The 17276-nt window shown below is 56.9% G+C and carries 12 protein-coding genes; all 12 read right to left on the reverse strand.

Features of this window, described 5'->3' with window-relative positions:
• Nucleotide 1: 1 nt before the first annotated feature.
• A complete protein-coding gene (gene traI / locus RY075_RS23910) occupies nt 2-5242 on the reverse strand; it encodes a conjugative transfer relaxase/helicase TraI (RefSeq protein WP_338628855.1) in 5241 nt (1746 codons plus the stop codon).
• A complete protein-coding gene (gene traD / locus RY075_RS23915) occupies nt 5242-7437 on the reverse strand; it encodes a type IV conjugative transfer system coupling protein TraD (RefSeq protein WP_338628810.1) in 2196 nt (731 codons plus the stop codon). Before traD ends, traI begins: the two co-directional genes overlap by 1 nt.
• A 133-nt stretch (nt 7438-7570) precedes the next feature.
• Nucleotides 7571-8245: a tetratricopeptide repeat protein gene (locus tag RY075_RS23920; RefSeq protein ID WP_077138952.1), complete on the reverse strand. Its 675-nt coding sequence runs from the start codon at nt 8243-8245 to the stop codon at nt 7571-7573.
• 74 nt (nt 8246-8319) lie between these two features.
• Nucleotides 8320-8751, reverse strand: coding sequence for an entry exclusion protein (locus RY075_RS23925; protein ID WP_338628812.1), 432 nt, complete (start codon nt 8749-8751; stop codon nt 8320-8322).
• Between the two features lie 21 nt (nt 8752-8772).
• Nucleotides 8773-11595, reverse strand: coding sequence for a conjugal transfer mating-pair stabilization protein TraG (gene traG / locus RY075_RS23930; RefSeq protein ID WP_077138954.1), 2823 nt, complete (start codon nt 11593-11595; stop codon nt 8773-8775).
• On the reverse strand, nt 11595-12929 hold the full coding sequence (gene traH / locus RY075_RS23935) for a conjugal transfer pilus assembly protein TraH (RefSeq protein ID WP_230199841.1): 1335 nt from the start codon (nt 12927-12929) through the stop codon (nt 11595-11597). The genes traG and traH overlap by 1 nt, the downstream gene beginning before the upstream one ends.
• A gap of 38 nt (nt 12930-12967) precedes the next feature.
• Complete coding sequence (gene trbB, locus RY075_RS23940) at nt 12968-13513, reverse strand: type-F conjugative transfer system pilin assembly thiol-disulfide isomerase TrbB (protein ID WP_338628813.1); 546 nt, start codon at nt 13511-13513, stop codon at nt 12968-12970.
• Nucleotides 13503-13751: a type-F conjugative transfer system pilin chaperone TraQ gene (traQ, locus tag RY075_RS23945; protein WP_008324126.1), complete on the reverse strand. Its 249-nt coding sequence runs from the start codon at nt 13749-13751 to the stop codon at nt 13503-13505. Before traQ ends, trbB begins: the two co-directional genes overlap by 11 nt.
• Before the next feature lie 16 nt (nt 13752-13767).
• Nucleotides 13768-14505 carry a type-F conjugative transfer system pilin assembly protein TraF gene (gene traF / locus RY075_RS23950; RefSeq protein WP_077138956.1) on the reverse strand — a complete coding sequence of 246 codons (738 nt, stop codon included), beginning with the start codon at nt 14503-14505 and terminating at the stop codon, nt 13768-13770.
• A gap of 42 nt (nt 14506-14547) precedes the next feature.
• Nucleotides 14548-14736: a hypothetical protein gene (locus RY075_RS23955; RefSeq protein ID WP_077138957.1), complete on the reverse strand. Its 189-nt coding sequence runs from the start codon at nt 14734-14736 to the stop codon at nt 14548-14550.
• A gap of 31 nt (nt 14737-14767) precedes the next feature.
• Nucleotides 14768-16648 carry a type-F conjugative transfer system mating-pair stabilization protein TraN gene (gene traN / locus RY075_RS23960; protein ID WP_077138958.1) on the reverse strand — a complete coding sequence of 627 codons (1881 nt, stop codon included), beginning with the start codon at nt 16646-16648 and terminating at the stop codon, nt 14768-14770.
• A complete protein-coding gene (gene trbC, locus RY075_RS23965) occupies nt 16645-17274 on the reverse strand; it encodes a type-F conjugative transfer system pilin assembly protein TrbC (RefSeq protein WP_338628814.1) in 630 nt (209 codons plus the stop codon). The genes traN and trbC overlap by 4 nt, the downstream gene beginning before the upstream one ends.
• Nucleotides 17275-17276 lie beyond the last annotated feature (2 nt).

Below are 17276 nucleotides of genomic sequence, written 5' to 3' on the forward strand. Positions count from 1 at the left end.
ATCAGTCGCCTCCCAGGGTCTTTTCACGCTCAAGGTCGCGCACCGTCTCGCGCTCCATCTGCTGCAGGCGGTCCCGCTGCACGTTCTCGCGCACCACCTGAGACACCGCCTCATCCCGGCGGCGTTCTTCCGGCGCATCCGGCAGCGTGAGGGGAGATGCCGGCGTTTCTTTTATCCGCTCCATATCCCGCACCACATCCCGGACGGCGACGTCAGCCCCTCCGGCCGGCCCGTCGCCGCTGCGGGCCATCTCGCGGACCGTCTCTTCAGCACGCTTATCCAGCTCCCGCTGCACCTCTGCCTCCCGGGCCTGCTGCGCCAGCACCTCCGGCGGAAACGTCTCTCCGGGCTGCGTACCGGTGCCGTCGGGCAGGCTGTCGGCCCAGACCCGACCGCCGGTAATGGCGCCGGGGTTCCACGGCCTCGCCTCACCTGCGAGCCGCACCACCACGCCGCTCTGCGGATTCTCCCGCGCGAGCCGCACGCCCTCTTCCATATCCCGCGCCAGCAGCGACTCGCCGTTACGGCTGACCTGCAGGCCCGCAAACGCCGCGTCCCCGCTGCCCATCAGCCGACCTTTACCGCCAAGCCCCTTAAGCTGCCCGTCTCCGGAGGTCAGGGCGCTCAGCCAGACGCCCGCCTGCCTGCCGTTGCGGTCGAAGGCCGGGAGCGCCACGTGCGGCTGCGGGTATTTCCTTCCCGGAGAGATAAACTTCGCCAGCGTGGTCTCAGGCCGCAGCCCGGCCTGGCGCAGCGCGGCGCGACCGGCAGGCACCTCACCCAGCGCTTTTGCCGTCGCCGTCAGGCGGGCGGCATTCGCGACGGCGCGGTCGCCGCGCGGCTCGAGAATGTCATGCGCCGTACTTTTCGCCTGCGATTTTTCCATGGCGGCCACCCACTTATCCCGGTTGTCGGTATAGACCTGCGCGTGCTGCTTCATGCGGCTCAGCGCCACGTAGGCTGACTCGAAGCTCACCATCCGCTTACGTCCGCCGTCCGTGCCCTGCAGGGAGATGGAGAAGGGTTCGCTCGCACCCTGTGAGCCTTCGACGGTGACGGCATAGGCCAGGTCGATGTGCTGCTCTGCCTGCTCGGCTGACGGCCTGAGCGTACGGGTCTGTTTCCCGTCCGACAGCGTGACGCTGTCACCTTTTATCTCACTGACCGACCAGACGCTGTTGGCCACGAAGCCCCGCTCGTTGTCGCTTTTCGAAAAGCGCATCCGGTCGCCTTCCGACACGGTAATGGTGTCCTGACGGTAGAGCGTGACGCCCTCTGTCGCCGCCTGCGCGGGCGACAGGCTGCGGGTGTTGCCCTGCGCATCCTTCAGCGTCACCAGGTGCGCCTCCCCGTCCAGCGCCTCAATGCTGTAATAGGTGCTGTCCAGCAGGACCAGGCTGTCGCGGGACGCCTCCCACGTTGCCATGCGCCTCAGCTCCCCGTCGCGGATATTGGCAGGCGTAAGGACCGGCAGCGTGACCTCTTTTTCGCCCACCTCGCCGGCATCCTGACGGGCGTCATGAATCATGGCGTTCACCTGGCGGCGGTCGGCGTTCAGGGCGGTGATAACGATGGTCTGCGCCTGCGCCTCTGACGTGCGCCCCGTGTAGTCCTTCACGATGGCCTCCAGCAGCGTCGCGGGCTGCCCGCCGGGCATCAGGTCGCCGGCCGCCACGGCTTTCGCAATGGCCTCCTCCCGTTCGCGGCTGAACTCCATGACGGAGCTGTCCGGCTGCCAGGCATCCGCCCTGCGCGGCACCTGTGCCGGCGCCACGCGCTCAATGGTCGTCAGGGCGCTGCCGATATCGCGGCTAATCAGGCTGTAGACGGCAGGTTTTAGTTCCGGCGTCTGGCGGACAATCTCCTGCATCACCGCCACGTCAATGGCGCTGCGCTTCTGCAGCAGGCGGAAGGGCTGGCCCGGGGCAATGGACTGCAGCTGGTCGGTATCCCCGCTGGAGACCGCGCGCCCCCCGCCCCCGGCAATCAGGCTGTACGCCTTCGCCATGTCGGCGTTACCGACCATTGAGCTTTCATCCACGAGAAACAGCACGTTGCTGAAGTCCGGTCGTTCGCCGCCGCGCAGCTGCTGCTGCGTGTCGTGAATAAAGGCCGCCAGCGTCTGCGTTTCAGGCACGCCCGCATCGCGCATCTCGCTCACCGCCCGGTGGGTGGGGGCCACGCCGATAACGCGCGGCTGCTCCCGTTCCGGCAGCGTGCCGATGGCCGACATGACTGCCCGGAACTGGGTGGTTTTACCCACGCCCGCGTAGCCCTGCACCAGGGTAAAGCGGTCGGGAGATTCCAGTATCATACGCGTGGCGTTTTGCTGCCCGTCGGTCAGGCCCGCCAGCTGCGCGTCCGGAACCTTATCCATCAGCGGGGTGACGGCCTCCTTTCCCTCCAGAACGTGGCGGAGGATACTTTTCTCCGCATTGTACGACTGGCGTGAGACCAGCAGCTGCAGGCCGTTTCCCGGCGATACCGGCACCGACAGCAGGGCGCCGCTGCGTATCTGCCGGTCCGCCTCCTTTTCGATGACCTGCAGGCTGAGGCTGTCCTGCTCAAATTCTTTCGCGGCGGCCATCAGCTGCGGCTTCGTGAACGCCAGGCCGTTCTCCTCCAGCACCGGAATGGCCAGGTGGATGGCCTGCTGCTCCGGCGTGTGCAGCCCGGCCTTCTGGTGCGCCAGGGCATCATCGAGCCTGTCATGCCCCGCCGCATCCTTAATCTGTTCGGACACGACGCTCCAGGCAGACTGACGCGACAGCTTCTCCGTCGTTTTCTGCGCCGTCTGCGCGGAATAGAGCTGCACCGCCCTGCCGCTGAGCGCCAGTTTGTTCAGCGTGGTGTTATCCAGCTCGCGCTGCGACAGCGAGGCAAAGACCGTGGCGCTGTCGCTCACCGAGCGGCCCGGCGACTCCACCCAGCCCTGACCCACCTTCGCGGCGGTAAACGGGCTGTCGCCGGCGGGCAGGACCACGTCCGCCTTACGCCCCGGCAGGCTGACGACGAGCCCCGCCTCCCCGAGCGCCTTAACGGTCACCGTATCGCCTCCCTTGAGCCGCGTCCCCTGCGCCTGACCCAGCACTGCCAGACGGTCGCCTTCGGCCACCTGCAGCGTGCCGGTGCGGTACAGCGACCAGCTGCTGTTGAGTTCAGACAGGCGGGTCACCCGCGTCTCACCCTGGGCGTTGCGCAGCGTCAGGCTGTTGTTGCGGCCCGTAACGCGGTCAATGACAAAGCGTTCCCGGCTACGCTCTTCGGCACTCCAGCGCTCCATGACCATCCCCTCCCGGTAGTGGTCGCGCACCTGCTGATGGCGGCTGTCGAGCCAGACCGGCTCCAGCGTGGTGATAGTGACCTCCCGCTCGCCCAGCACCTTTTCCGCCTTAAGCGCCTCGCGGACTACGCCTGCGAGCACCGCCTGCTCGCGCGAACCGGTGACCTGCGCCACGCTGTGTTCACCTGCGCGGACGCTTCGGGCAAAGTCAGCGGCCAGACGGTCATACCGCTGCCGCCGGTCAGGCTCGCTGATAACCGAGACCTGCGTCTTCTCACCGCCCTGCCACGCGAGCGTGCTCACTCCCGCCTCCTTCATGACGGTCAGGGCGCTGCCGGTCCCGGTGCGCTGGCCGCTGTCGGCAATCAGCAACTGGACGTTATGGCGCAGCGCGCCGTCGAGCAGCGTGAGCGTTTCTTTCAGGGTCAGCTTCTCCCCCTGGTCCACAATCAGCGTGCTGCCGGGCGTAAAGGTCATGCCCTCCGTCAGCTCCCGCCTGTCAGTGATATGCTCGCCGCTGAGGCGCTCATCCTGCATAAGGGCGCTGCGCGAGCGCCTGTCGGCGGCGATAATCTGCACGTCACGCCCCTGTTCGCGCGCCATCATCGTCAGTTCCGCCACGCGCTCACGCTGACCGGCCGCCCCGCCCTGACCCGAAATGATCGCCACGGGCGGACGGTCCTGGGCCAGAACGCTAACGGCATCGCTGTATGACCGGCTGCGGGGCACGCTTTTATCCGGAAAAATGTCAGCCTGCCCCGTCCGCTGTAAATCGCGGGTCATCGCCGACACCGACAGCTCGTCCAGCACGTGGATGTTCGAGGTAAACAGCCCCTTCTCTTTATCCAGCGGGATGAGCTGCTCATTTTTTATCGCCGCATCGATGCCGTCACGCGCCATCTCCACCATGCCCGACCGCGCGGGCAGCTGCCCGAGGGTGGTGGCCAGCAGTTCGGAATACGTGAACCGCGCCCGCCGGTCGCTCAGCATCGCGATGGCCTGCCCGACGCTGCTGTTAATATCAATGGCTTCAGGCGTCGTTGCGGGAATATTCCCCTGCACAACCCGCAGGTCTGCCGCCTCACGGTAGGCTTTAATGTCAAACCCCGTCTCTTTCAGGGTCTGCATCCACTCGGCCATGCGCTGTTCGGGGTCAACCTTCTGCTTCGACTGGCGGGTATCGAGCGCCGCCACGTCGCGGGACTTCAGGGACGCGTCATCCCCGACCGCCTCGCTGATGGTCCTGCTGCGGCTGGAATACGGCTCCGTCGGTACGCCCTTCAGCTCCCACATGCCGTGTTTGCCGACCGTCTCAGTCTCATAGCCCATCGCCGCGACGTCATCCTTCAGCGCGGCACGATACAGGCGGCCAAAGGCAATCTGGTTGGCGTAGATATTCTCAATAAACCCGGTTTTACCCACTTTGTCGCTGCTGAGCGTTCGCCACTCATCGCCATGCTGAGTGGCATTGGCCACCACCGCGTGGGTGTGCAGCTGCGGCTCCTGGTCGCGGCTGGTATCGTGGTTAAACAGCGCCATCACCAGGTTGCCGGTCAGCTGCGTCTCGCTCCTGCCCTCCGTCATAACCCGCGTGGAGGCCATTGCCTCTATCTGCTTAATGGCGGTCTCCACCGCGCGGTTGTGTGCCTCAATAAGACGCTTGTCGCCTCCCAGCATGGCCATCACGGAGACACTTTTGGGTGCAGAGAAGGTGAAGTCGTAGCCCGGACGGTGTTTGTTCGCCCCGTCCTGAGTCCGGCTGAGGTCGCTGCCGTCCGGCAGGCGTCCCTCCAGAACCTTCGTAAAGACCTTCTGGTCCACCCCGCCGCTGAGCCCCAGCGCTTCAGCCCCTTTTCCGGCCCAGCGCTCGCCCATACTGCCGATAACGTAGTAGTTGTCCTTGTCGGTGTAATAATTGCCCGCACTGCCGGCGGATTTTACCGATCCGATGCTCATCATCAGATGTATCCTCCCGGCTCAAGATCCTTTTCAGGCGCCCGGTGAACGTTGATGTTCACTTCTTCACGACGCTGCCTCTCCTGAGGAGACAGTTCGTCCTGCTCCGCCTGCCACGCCTCCCATGCCGCCATATCCACCACCTCACCGCTTTCACTGATGCCAGGCGGCAGCTGTTCAGCCTCTTCCGCCTTTGTCTTCAGCTCAGGCTCCACGCCGCCAGTGCCTGCGGCACCCGCTACGGATGCCGAAGCGGATGCGGTGTCTGCAGCGCGGGGCGCTGGCGCCAGCTGCTGTGGCTGCTGTGGCTGCTGTGGCTGCTGTGGCTGCTGTGGCTGACCAGCATTCTCCGCACCGCCCTCTGGCGCGACAACATCGGCATCCGGTTCAAAGAGCATGGCGATGCTGCGGGATTCATGCTCACGTGCAGCCAGCGCGGCATTCAGGCGTTCCTCCGCTTTCCCGTCGATGGTGCGCGGAATGAATTCCGGAGCCACCTTTGGACGCTGCTGATACTTCAGCGCCATCTTCACGGCAGGATAAGGTCCGGGAAGCGTGACGTAGCAGGAGAGATCCGGCAACGTCTGGACGTCGGAGTAACTCACCAGGGTGACGCGCTCCATGTCCTTGCCGACCGAAGTACCGTCGCGTACTGGGTCCACGCCGTAGGAATACTGCTCGGACGCCTTGAGGATTTCTTTCTCACCGATTTCACCGGCGGCGAACTCAGCGATATTGCGCGACGGCGAGCGGAAGAAGGCACGGGTGTTCAGCACGTCGAACAGCGTTTCCGCAGGCTTCTGCCCATAAATATCTTCCAGCTGGGCGTAGGACTGAATGCCAATGACGTAGCAGCCGCCAAACTTACGCGCCTCCGGCAGGATCTCAACCAGGTCCGGCAGCTTGTGCAGGGTAGGCAGCTCGTCGGCGAAGATCCACACGCGGCGGTTACGGTTTTCACCCATCGCCAGCAGCCCGCGAATGGCGATGGACAGCCACATGGAGATAACCGGCTTGAGGGAAGCGTGGGTGTCAGCATTGGAGGAGATAAACAGCCAGCCGTTCTTACCGTCCTCACGCACGCCGCGCATCCAGTCGCGTATGGTGAATGACTCGCCGTTATTTTCGATGCCCTGCAGGTAGCGGATGGCCTTGACGTAGTTGGTCAGCACGGCGCGGATGGAGATGGCCGTTTTCTCGATTTTCTCTTCCACCAGGTTCGCCGCCGGGGAGTTTTTCAGGTACGAGCGCAGCTTCTCAATCTTGATGGAGAGCAGCGTGTCGACCAGCTTGCTGTAGCTGCGGTCCTTGTCGTTGCGCATCAGATAAGCGGCTTCGGCAAAGATGGTACGTCCCGAACCCTGCCAGAAGGGGTCTTCCTTCGTGCCCATAGGAATAAGCGTGTTGGACACGTTGTCGAAGTCAGGCTGCGTCAGGCACTCCCGCCACAGGTCCCATGCTGCGCAGCGCGCATCCAGCGGGTTAAGGATTTTATCCGTGGCCGGATCATAGTAGCTTTTGACGAACTCACAGGAGCGGTCATACACGATGACCATATCGCCACGCTGGCGGGCGTAGTTCATCAGACGGCGGATAACTTCTGATTTACCGGCCCCGACGGTACCGTGCAGACAGAAGTTCTGGATCTCCGAGTCCTTAATAAGCGGCAGCTCACCGATTTTGATGTCGGATGCGAGACCGTCGCGCCTGAGCATTTTCGCCACCGCTTTCGGGTCATCAGTCAGCTGGCGCCCTCCCGTTATCTCGTCCTCACTCTGCTGCTTACCCTGATGGCCAAGAATCCAGGTGGTGACAAAGAAGGTAATAACGCACACCACGGCCGCGATGATGGCAGCAAGAATAAAGGCCGTCCAGACCTGGTCGGCGCACCACTGGATATATTTGTCCTGCAGTATTTGCTGCGCGTTGTACTTCAGCTCATGGCCGTAATAACGGATGGTATAGACAGGTTGGGATTTAAAAATATCGCGCATGGGGGCCAGCGTCTGACACCAGTAATAAACCATGCCGTTCACGAACGTCTGCCAGGTCAGTTTAACCGACAGCGTAATCGCGACAATGATGCCGAAGAGAATGACGAGACAGTACACGATGATATTGGCAATTTGACTGAACATACGGATACGCATGCTCGCGATCTGACCGCCTTGGGTCATATCCTTAGCATTAAAACTCATATTAGCCTCATAGAGGTTGGTCTATATGTATAGCGACCATGATTTCAGAAAGCAATTGATTTAATGTCATCCGTTACAAAACACTAGGATGACATCATTTAACTAAAGGCGGGGAGATTATTAATAATAAATGTTATTTTTTAAGTAAATCACACGCTCCTGCATATCCATGTGAGCATGATTTTTTCAAATAGATATCTGCCATTCCAGAATCTTGGAATACACCATCACCTCTCATATAAGCCCCTGCCAAATTAAACTCAGCCTGTCCGTTATTTTTAATGGATGCTTTCTCCCACCAGATCACCGCCTCGTGCATATCCCTATTAACACACTCACCTGTAGAATACAGGTTTCCAATATTCAAATATGCCAACTCAAAATCTTTTTGAGCTGAGGAGTTAAGCAAATCCATTATTTTATCACAGCGGGCACCTTTCAATAATCCATTTTTATAAAGCATTGCCAAGTCATTCTGAGCAGATGCATTCCCTGCATCTGCTGCCTTCCCCCACCAATAGCCTGCTTTTTTTATATTTTTATCAACACCTTGCCCATAATAATAGAGCAAACCTAGGTTATTTTGGGCATCTGAATTACCCTGAATCGCCGACTTATTAGTCCAATAAAAAGCTTTTTTATAATCACCAGATACGACCAAATACATTGCACCTAGCTTATATTGAGCTAATGCGTTTCCAGAATTCGCATCTTTTTTTAAGTTAGTGTAGTAGTCGTCGCTAGCCCTTACACTCAAGGTACACGACAGGAAAACAAAAACTCCCAACATCCCATAGAACACTCGCATTGTTTATCTCCATAAAACTAAATATTATATCCATACACATCCATGAAACTGACTATGAAATCCTACAACTCAATCTAACGCTTCCAACCCATTGGATAATTACTTTCCGGATTATAATTAACATTATCAAAGTCCACGGATTCAAAGTCATTATTTATAGAGTGAGCGCCATCTACTTTGTTTTTTTCAAGCCACTCTTTGATGCTTATACACCCGCTAACCTTATATAAATCCATCAATGTACCCACAATGAATACAAAAAAAGTAACAAGAGGAGGAGCCAGTGAACATATAGACATTATCACATACCAAACCACCCTGTTGTATGTGTAGGGTTCAACACTGCCTTTATTCTTAGATATTTTACAAAACAAATAGATGAACAATCCTTGCCATAAGAGCACAGTTGCACCAATGAATACCACCTCCGTAACTAACCATCCAGCCAGATAGCAAGCAATAGACTGAAACAACACTACTATGAATATCTGAAGCAGATTTCTCATCGCACCCTCTCTGGCATCCTGTTACTGCTTATGTTTATCTTGATATTCTTTTGCCTTCTTCATCAGTTCTTCAGGACTGTCAGCCCCCGGCACTCGTTCTTGAGACTCCTTTTCCTTATTATACGTATTCATTTGTGAAGATTGCTCTGAATTATGATGTTTTTGCAGATCAGAATACTGTTGATTTATGCTGCCTTCTTCATCGCGTATCCCTCCTTTAGTATCGGCTATATTCTCTCTCGATGTTGTGAGCATATTATCAACTTGGTCTTTTACATTATTCTGAATTCCGCTGTCCTGTGTACGTTGTTCGATAGTAGCCTGATGAGACTGGTGATCGGCAATAACATCGCTATTTCCACCGCCACCAGAAATGGCCCCCATACCATGGCCAACATTTCCTTTAGCTGCTGAATATGATGCATCAACGCTCGGTTGTACCTGCTCCTGAACAAATCCCCAAGCCAGTTCCCGACGTTTTCCTGCGATTTCTGCTGAGCTGGTATTAGTAAGCAATGTATCTGCATCTTGAGGTGCATGTTTACGGACATACTGGGCAAACTGCTGATTTAGATCCTCGCTCATTTGACCACTCATACTTTCTGTACGAGACGCCATTTCAGCATATTCATGGCTACGAGCCTGACTTGTGGTGTACTGATCATAGCTCTGTTTTGCTGAGTTCAACGATGCCGAAAGTTGATCTGCTCGGGAAGCCGCATTATTGTCCGTATGGCTCCCAGATTCACTGACTTTACGGCTAGTAAAGTAATCACTCGCCTCCTTAAAGTCCTGGGTTGCTTTAGCATCCATATCATGTCGAGCATCATGGCTAGCTCGAGAGCTATTTGTTGCTTGGTGCATATCGTCATCGGAAAAATCAACTCCCGCCTTAACTCCTGCCTGAAACCCTACCCCTCCTCCGGTACCCAGCACATTCAGCCCCATACTTCCTTTAGCATGTGCATCACCATACAATCCGAGTGACGCTCTGGTGCTCCTTGACGCTAACTCTTGAGTGGCCTGTTCATTACTAATATTATGCCCTTTCGCATAGCTTTCTACTGCGCTGCGCATCCTGCTGGCCATCATAGAATCCTGAGCACTCATAGTGCTGTCTGCACCACTGGTCATTGAATCACTGCTACCACGGTTTGAGCCAAACTGACTGAGCGTATTCCATGCGCTACTCAAACTACTGTTATATCCATGCAATGCACTCTCTGACTGGGTTTGTGCCTCGCGGGCCATTGCCTGCTGTGCGGTTGCAATCTGACGAGTCATGTTGATACTCATAGGAATACGTGACGTAGCACCACTGGAATCTGTCACTACACTACCATCACGCATTTGCGTCGAACTGGCTCCGTTAGCCAACTGTTGGCTCATTTGTCCAAATACTGTTGAGCTATTGGTATTCCAGTTAAAACCACTCACATTTTCTGTCTGCATGTTGGCGTAGGAGTAGTTACCATCAACAGCACCAGAGGCAGCAGTGGCTGCAGGGCTGATAGCGGAAGAGGCCAGATGGCTGTAGAGATTTGAGAAACCCGCCCCCAGTCCCTTCAGCATTCCCCATGCAAGCGGGGGGATTAGCATGGACAGATAGCCAGCCGTGGTAGCGAGGTCTGAGTATTTTATCTGCACCTGCGACAACTCCGAGAGAACCACTGGTGAACCGTTAGCCTTCGCATAGAAGGTCATGCAGCTGTTGAGGATGGCGTAAAGCAGCGGCCAGCTCTGCACCCACATGATAGCCAGCACGTACCCCTTCAGCACATTAAGGGTAACGGCGTTAAACATCCCGCCCAGCACCATCAGGGGGAATATTCCGATGGTCAGACCGACAATCAACGTCTGAGACATAGGTAGTGAGCGTAATGCCACCTGACCGACCGTCGCATGCGCCAGCCGCTGCTTCTCCATCGATGACGTAGTGGCGATATTCAGCAGGCTTGAGGTGTCACCGTTGCGGGCTGCATAGCTCATGATGCCATTTCGCAAAGCGTTCATCGTCACATTCTGACGGACAATCGACGCGGCGCTCTGACCGGCACCATAGAAATAGTTATAGCTGTCCCCGATCATCTGGCTGAACAAAATGTCAGGATTCGGACGTCCGCCAAAAAGCTGACGCACGTAGTAACTCCATGTTTTTCCTCCGGTCTGAGTATCCAGGGCAAGCTTTGGCTTAATTACCGCAGCGGCTTCTTCACAGGTTAAAAACTGATTATTGTTGTTGAATACCCCCCTCAGCGGACTCGGCTTTGAGAAAATCAGCGTATACGGGTCTGCGCTGTTCATTAGATCTTCCATGGTATATTTTCCGTTCAGGAAAATATCGCCCATCACGCAGTTCTGCACATAGTCCGTGAATATCGTCGTTATCTCTGGGTTCTGTGATAAAAAGTCCGTACTGCGTGAAACCAGATTCGCCCCAAATATCATGCCGGTTTTGCTGTAGGTGATGCTGTCGGGCTGTGAAAAGACCATTTCATACCCCTGAACAAGGGCATATCCGATTTTGGTGGTCAGCGATGCAGGCAGTGCCAGCCCGACGGGCACGTTATCGACTTTATAGACCTTTGTCTGATTACTGATATCGATTATTTGTACGGAGGTGCGAACACTGACCAGCAGCGACATCAGCACAATGACGCCTGCCCAGCCCAGCATATCCATGATGTTGTGCCGTCGTATCCACGAAATGGCTACAACCAGCACAGAGAAAGCCGTCGCAATACGCCGAATAACAACCCAGTTCTCCGTCGACATGAACGTGACGATGGCATTCAGCGTCTGCGTCAGCCAGTCGCCGCCCGCGATGACATAGATTTCCTGCATCAGCGCGCCCCCCCAAAGTGATAGTTGTTCTGGTAGCGCTGCAGCATGCGTGCCGAGACCTGCTGGCGCATGTAGCTCATCTGGCGGTCAACAACCAAAAGCGCATCCTGCTGTACCTGCACCTGTGCCTGGAAGGAGGCTATCTGCCGCGTGGCTTCGTTGAGGTTATTATTGATGCTGTCGATAACCGCCTGGTCATAGTTTCCCGTTGCCACCATTGCACGGGCCTGCTGGACCAGCTCCTGGATGTACTGGAGAAGAATGTCGTAGCCGATGTAATCAGTTAGCTGATAAACGAGGCTGTTAGAAACCCCCAGCATCTGGGGATCAACCAGGTACTTGAAGACCGGGATGGTAGTACTTGTGATAAATCCCTTCTCTTTCTCGGTTAACTTTAGATCGGCAACGGCTTTATTCTGAATGCTGGAAAGGATGTCTTTTATCTGATTTTTCAGTGCATTTTTCTGGCTGATCGTGACATTAGCATCGGCAACCACCTTCAGACATTTATCGCTGTCATTACAGTGATACACCCGTGCAGTCCCCCCCTCCATCATGGCCCGAATAAGGTCGCGATCGGTCGTTCTTGCCGGAAGCGGGGTTATATTACCCTTCTCATCAAAGACCATTGTTCCGGTCAGGGTCATGATGAACTCCTTAAGCTCTTTATTCCCGTCAAACATGCGGTTCTTTCCGAGCGCATTCCAGATGACATTGATATTCTTCGTTATGCGCTCTTTATCCTTATCACTGGCCTTATCACGGACCTTATCCATGCTTCCCCCCACCGTGCAGCCCTGGCGGGATGCCGCCCAGTCGGCAAACATGTTGCTCTCACCGGCAATGTCCTGGCAGACCTTCTGCTGGGAGACCTGAGTGCGCGGAAACAGACCGCCGACAATCCCCTGCGCCGCCTGGCAGGAGCTGAGGTTCATGCTGTTAATGTCGCTGGCCATCTTCTGCAGGAAGTCTTTAGCGGTCTTGATTTCCGGTACCGTGGTCTGCAGCGCCAGATCGAAGAAGTATCCGGCCGCATTGGACATAATCTGCTTGGCGAAACGCTGCAGCTGATCGCTGTTAATAAAGCTGAAGGAGCCCAGATAGGCATCGATGCCGCCGCAGCCGGCGTTGATGTCGGGCAGCGTCATGGAGATAAGCTGAACGGTTTTCACCTGCGTACGGGCATATAGTGAGCCACCCGTGGCGTAGCCAGCGGCCTGCCCCTGCCAGACCTGTGGCTGGCTGGTATTGGAGTCAAAGCCCAGCTTATTAAAGAAGGTGTTCATGTCGCTGTTCACGTCCGCACTAACGGTTGTTGAACAGACGAGAAGCATGCAGCCCAGAAGCCTGCGGTGTCTGAACAGGTTTATCATCATTTCACTCCGCGCATCTGAAGGACCGTATCCATACGGGCCATAAAGCCCTGTTCGTCGGTTGCGCCCTGCAGCAGGGGCAGGGCTTCAAGGGTGTTTACGTTGACGAGAAAGGTGGTTGGCGTGGCCACGGGCAGGTTAGGGAAAAAGGTTTTCATCACCTCCGGCGGCGCGGGCAACGCATCGGGAAAGGACGCATCCCCCTGACCGTCGATGGTGTAGGCCATCACCCCAAACCCCACCCGTGCCGACAGCGACTTCAGGACCGGATCAAACTGGTGGCAGTACGGGCAGTGTCCCTGCATAAACAGCACGACCTTCCAGTCGGCCAGATTGACCAGGCTGCCGTTGCTGAGGCGGTACCAGACCGGCTGCTTCGCCGGAAGTGGCTTAGCTCCAGGGTCTTCCGGGGATGTAGGCAGAGATCCCGACGCTCGCGCCCCCTGTGGATGCCATAATGATTTGATCTCGTCCATCGTGGAAGCCTGTGTGGCCAGACTGAGGGTCATGAGCGCTACGGTAAACACGGTATATCTAAGGTTCATGTCGGCATCCTCCGGCATCACGGGCCTTTTCGGCCTCACGGGCGGCATCTATCCAGCGGTTGATGATGCGGTATCCCCCCCAGAGCGCCATCGAGACGCCGATTATCTGCGCCAGAAGAATGGCCATCTCCGGCTCGCGCCGGACCAGGCGGGAAACAATGTGAAACCATATCCCGAGGCTCAGCACCCATAATCCGGGCACGTCGAACTCAGGCAGGCGAAAACGGAATTTGCGCATGCGAACTCTCCCTGTATTAAAAGTTGGGGGCAAAATCTGTGGAAACGTTGAGGAACTGCTTCGCCAGGTCATCCTGGCTGATAAAGCCATACGAGACGGGTTTGACCGTCCCGCTTTTAGGATCGGCCAGCATCAGCGCCGGGAAGTAACGAATACCCAGCCGGCTGGCCTGTCCACCGTCCATTCGGGTATCCGGCAGGAGTGGATTCACGATACCGTCCACGGAGACCGGAATGACGCTGAGGTGATACGTCTCGCGGAAGTTTTTAATGACCTGAACCAGCTGGCCGTCGATCGGGTCCTGTCCACGGTAGAAGAACATCACGCCATAGTGCTGAGCCAGCGTTTCAATGGCGCGGCGCTGGTCGGCAAAGTCCGCCGCCAGCTGGTTGCGCACGGTACCGTTGTAGTGGCTGTGCTGCAGGTTGTAGTCCAGTTCGGGGTGCTCGAGCATGGCTTTTTTGGCGCTCATCGAGAACAGCCCGGCCTGCTGCGTCCAGTAGTTCTGCAGGCGGAAGTAGCGGGTAAAGTTCTCCACGCCCGGATACAGAATGGCCTCGTACATGGCCCGCTTCGTGGCCTGCTGGAGCGTGGCAAGCTTCTCCATGATGTCCGGCGAGGACTGCTGAGGTTGTGCTGAAGAGGATTTGTCATCCTCCGGCGTTCTGTGCGATTCGTTGTACCACTGCCAGCCTGCATCTTTTCCTGTGGCGGAAAAAACGCAGCCAAGAAGCAGCAGCGCTAACGCTGTCATTCTCTTTTTCACTGGAACCTTCCTTATCCCGAAGCAGGTCGGTTATCGTTTAAAAAGCGGGTTTAACAGCCACGCCAGCAGAACTCCCACCACGAAAAGCACAACCATCAGTGCCATAAAAAACACATCGATGCGCGATGTTTCATCAACGATATTCCCACACCAGTAAAGCACCGGTGAGGCGACAATCAGGCTGATGATAAGGCGTCCAGTAAATCTTTTAATTTTCATGATGGAGAGTCCTGAGTGAGTGATGAGTGGCTTACTGTTTGTTCTTCAGCTGCGCGGCGATTTCCTCTCGGACGCGCTTCGTCAGGGTGTCGTTATCCGGGATTTTCTTGTTCTTTTGCAGATCGTCGAAAAAGTTCGAGAAGTCGAGCGCTTCAAAATTAATTTGCTGCAGCTCGGTCTGGGTGATGCCGCGACAGTCCGGGCTGCTGGCCTTGCCAAAGCCGATGTGAAGCTGACCGTTACGTCCCTGCTGCTGCACAATCTGAGCCAGCTTGGAGTCAAACTGACAGTAGCTGCGCTTCTTCTCGAGACAGACGCCGAGCACTTTTTTTGAACAGAACTCACCGATACTGACCGTGAGCTTATTCTCTTTAGCCTTGCCCAGCGCTTTCTCCTCGCTGCTGCACCTGGCAAGCCCGACGTCCTGGCCCCAGCCGCCGTCTTTACAGCAGTTGCTGAATCCTGCCGCAAACTTCTTGCAGAACTTCGCGCTGCCGGTAAAGGCGCGTACGTTAACGCTGTTAATGGCGGCCACGTCCTTACCTGCAGCGGCCAGCGCGGCGAGTGCCGAAACGACAGGTGCAAAATCGTTATTTTTACCGTTCTGCGCCCGCTCACAGTCACCATCAAGACAGAAGGTGTCGCCGCCGCATATCATCACCTGACCGGAAGTACGTGTTTCACAGGAGTACGTCGCGTATTCATGCAGGCAGCCGCTGCCGTCTTCTGCCGTGAAGGCGCAGGTGCGTGAGGCAAGCGTACAGGCCGGATTGTTCATGTAGGTTTTGCAGGTGCCATTGTCAGCAGCCTGGGTCATATACGTGTCTTTGTACTTCCAGCAAGCCTGCGTGACCGGGTATGACACGCCGTCAACCACCACCGTTTTTGTGCTCCCCGGCTCAATACATTCGGTCTTTTTGAGCGTACCTTCGCTCTTGCTGAACGGGCAGGATTCGTTCCAGACCACGTCCGGCACCCATTTTTTGTCCGTCACCTGCATGGTCAGGGTGGCGGTCATCCAGGCCTGCGTACCGCCCTGCATCCAGGACAGCGTCTTCTGAGCATATTCCCGACAGCGGGATTGTTTACCGCTCAGGCAGTTTTTGTTGAGCATTGCCCCCTGTGGAGAGTACAGTCCGGCGGTCAGCGCAGCCCCCGCGGCACCGGGCAGCGCCCATCCGTTATCCCTTTTAGCCACAGAATCCGCATTTACGCCCCACCACGAGAAGCCGTAGTACATATTTTTGTCATTAAAATGGACGGCAACCGACGCGCTCAGCACGGTACCGGTTGCAGGCGCACGGAAGCTGAAGTTCACCGTCTTGTTGCCGTCGTATGTATAGGTAAAGTCGCTGTTGGGCACCGTGTAGGTGCGCGTCACCGTGGTGTTTTCGTAGTGGCCGGTAATGCTGGCCGTGCGCGTACAGGCCTGCTCAACCAGCAGGTCGCGCTCACAGGTATAGTTGGTGAACTCGCTGCGGCTGATGTTCTGCGCTTCGCACTGCGTCTGCCCCGTTTTGCCGATGATGGTATCGGCGCGGGACTGGACATCCTGGCTGGCCTTAATAAACGGCGCGTCGGGTGAAATGGGCTCCTTCGGGTTGTTAACAAACGAGTCGGTGACGGCCTTTGTGGCCTCATTAGTAGTCCAGCCCGTGGTACCGTCCGCTTTCAGCGCACCATCACCGGTCGCCGTCACGCCGCCATAGTACTTCTTCTCACCGGGCGAGGCGGTATAGTTGGGGATAGACGCTGAGGGGTTAAAGTTTTTCAGGCTGCTCTCCCCCTGCCCCTGTACCTGACGGGCAAAATCAGCCCCCGCTCTGTACTGCGCGTCAGCATCGGCAAATGCATTTACGCCCGCCATCGTGGTGGCAATGGCCAGCACCGGCATCAGTATTGCTCTTTTCATCGGGCCTCTCCTTTACTAAGCAGCTGTTGCGCCTCATCCCTGCACTCGCCCTTCTCCACCACCTTTTCCAGCGCCTGCTTCAGATGAAGATTGCCGCGAATCACGTCGTGGCCCGCCTCGCAGTACACCACCAGGGACGGCACGCTGGTGATCCCGTACTCACGAAAGCGGGTGGGATCGATGGCAACACCGCTGGCTGAACCGTCCTGAACAAGCGCCATCACGGCGGTTGCCGTCGTTTTCATGTCGTTGTTGACCATGCCCCGCAGGGTGGCGGGAATATCGTAGCGGCGCGCCTCGGTCAGCATGCGCTTAAGCCCCGCCTGCGGGATGGCAAAGGAGACGAAATAGAGAGCGCCGTGCGTCGGTTTATCCTGCAGGTTCTCGCGCTGGCGCTGTTTCAGCTCCCCAATAAATCGCGCGTCGTCTGCTGAAAGAGGGTTCTGGCGCACCTGCTGCTCCAGAATCTGGCGCAGCGGCGCGTTGTCCTGCCCCCTCAGCTGCTGGCTGAAAGACTCCTGCTGACGAATAAACTCGCTGTTCGCCTCATCAGCTCCTGACGCCAGCGCAGTGCAACAGTATGCTGACAGCAGCAGCGCCGCCGTCAGACTGGACAGAGTTTTCATGG

This window comes from Enterobacter sp. JJBC (genome assembly GCF_036936505.1).
Lineage (GTDB): Bacteria > Pseudomonadota > Gammaproteobacteria > Enterobacterales > Enterobacteriaceae > Enterobacter > Enterobacter hormaechei_C.

Excerpts from the sequence above, each read along its gene's own strand:
- traI (WP_338628855.1), bottom strand. The coding sequence starts at position 5,242 with ATGATGAGCATCGGATCGGTAAAATCCGCCGGCAGTGCGGGCAATTAT.
- traD (WP_338628810.1), bottom strand. The coding sequence starts at position 7,437 with ATGAGTTTTAATGCTAAGGATATGACCCAAGGCGGTCAGATCGCGAGC.
- RY075_RS23920 (WP_077138952.1), bottom strand. The coding sequence starts at position 8,245 with ATGCGAGTGTTCTATGGGATGTTGGGAGTTTTTGTTTTCCTGTCGTGT.
- RY075_RS23925 (WP_338628812.1), bottom strand. The coding sequence starts at position 8,751 with ATGAGAAATCTGCTTCAGATATTCATAGTAGTGTTGTTTCAGTCTATT.
- traG (WP_077138954.1), bottom strand. The coding sequence starts at position 11,595 with ATGCAGGAAATCTATGTCATCGCGGGCGGCGACTGGCTGACGCAGACG.
- traH (WP_230199841.1), bottom strand. The coding sequence starts at position 12,929 with ATGCTTCTCGTCTGTTCAACAACCGTTAGTGCGGACGTGAACAGCGAC.
- trbB (WP_338628813.1), bottom strand. The coding sequence starts at position 13,513 with ATGAACCTTAGATATACCGTGTTTACCGTAGCGCTCATGACCCTCAGT.
- traQ (WP_008324126.1), bottom strand. The coding sequence starts at position 13,751 with ATGCGCAAATTCCGTTTTCGCCTGCCTGAGTTCGACGTGCCCGGATTA.
- traF (WP_077138956.1), bottom strand. The coding sequence starts at position 14,505 with ATGACAGCGTTAGCGCTGCTGCTTCTTGGCTGCGTTTTTTCCGCCACA.
- RY075_RS23955 (WP_077138957.1), bottom strand. The coding sequence starts at position 14,736 with ATGAAAATTAAAAGATTTACTGGACGCCTTATCATCAGCCTGATTGTC.
- traN (WP_077138958.1), bottom strand. The coding sequence starts at position 16,648 with ATGAAAAGAGCAATACTGATGCCGGTGCTGGCCATTGCCACCACGATG.
- trbC (WP_338628814.1), bottom strand. The coding sequence starts at position 17,274 with ATGAAAACTCTGTCCAGTCTGACGGCGGCGCTGCTGCTGTCAGCATAC.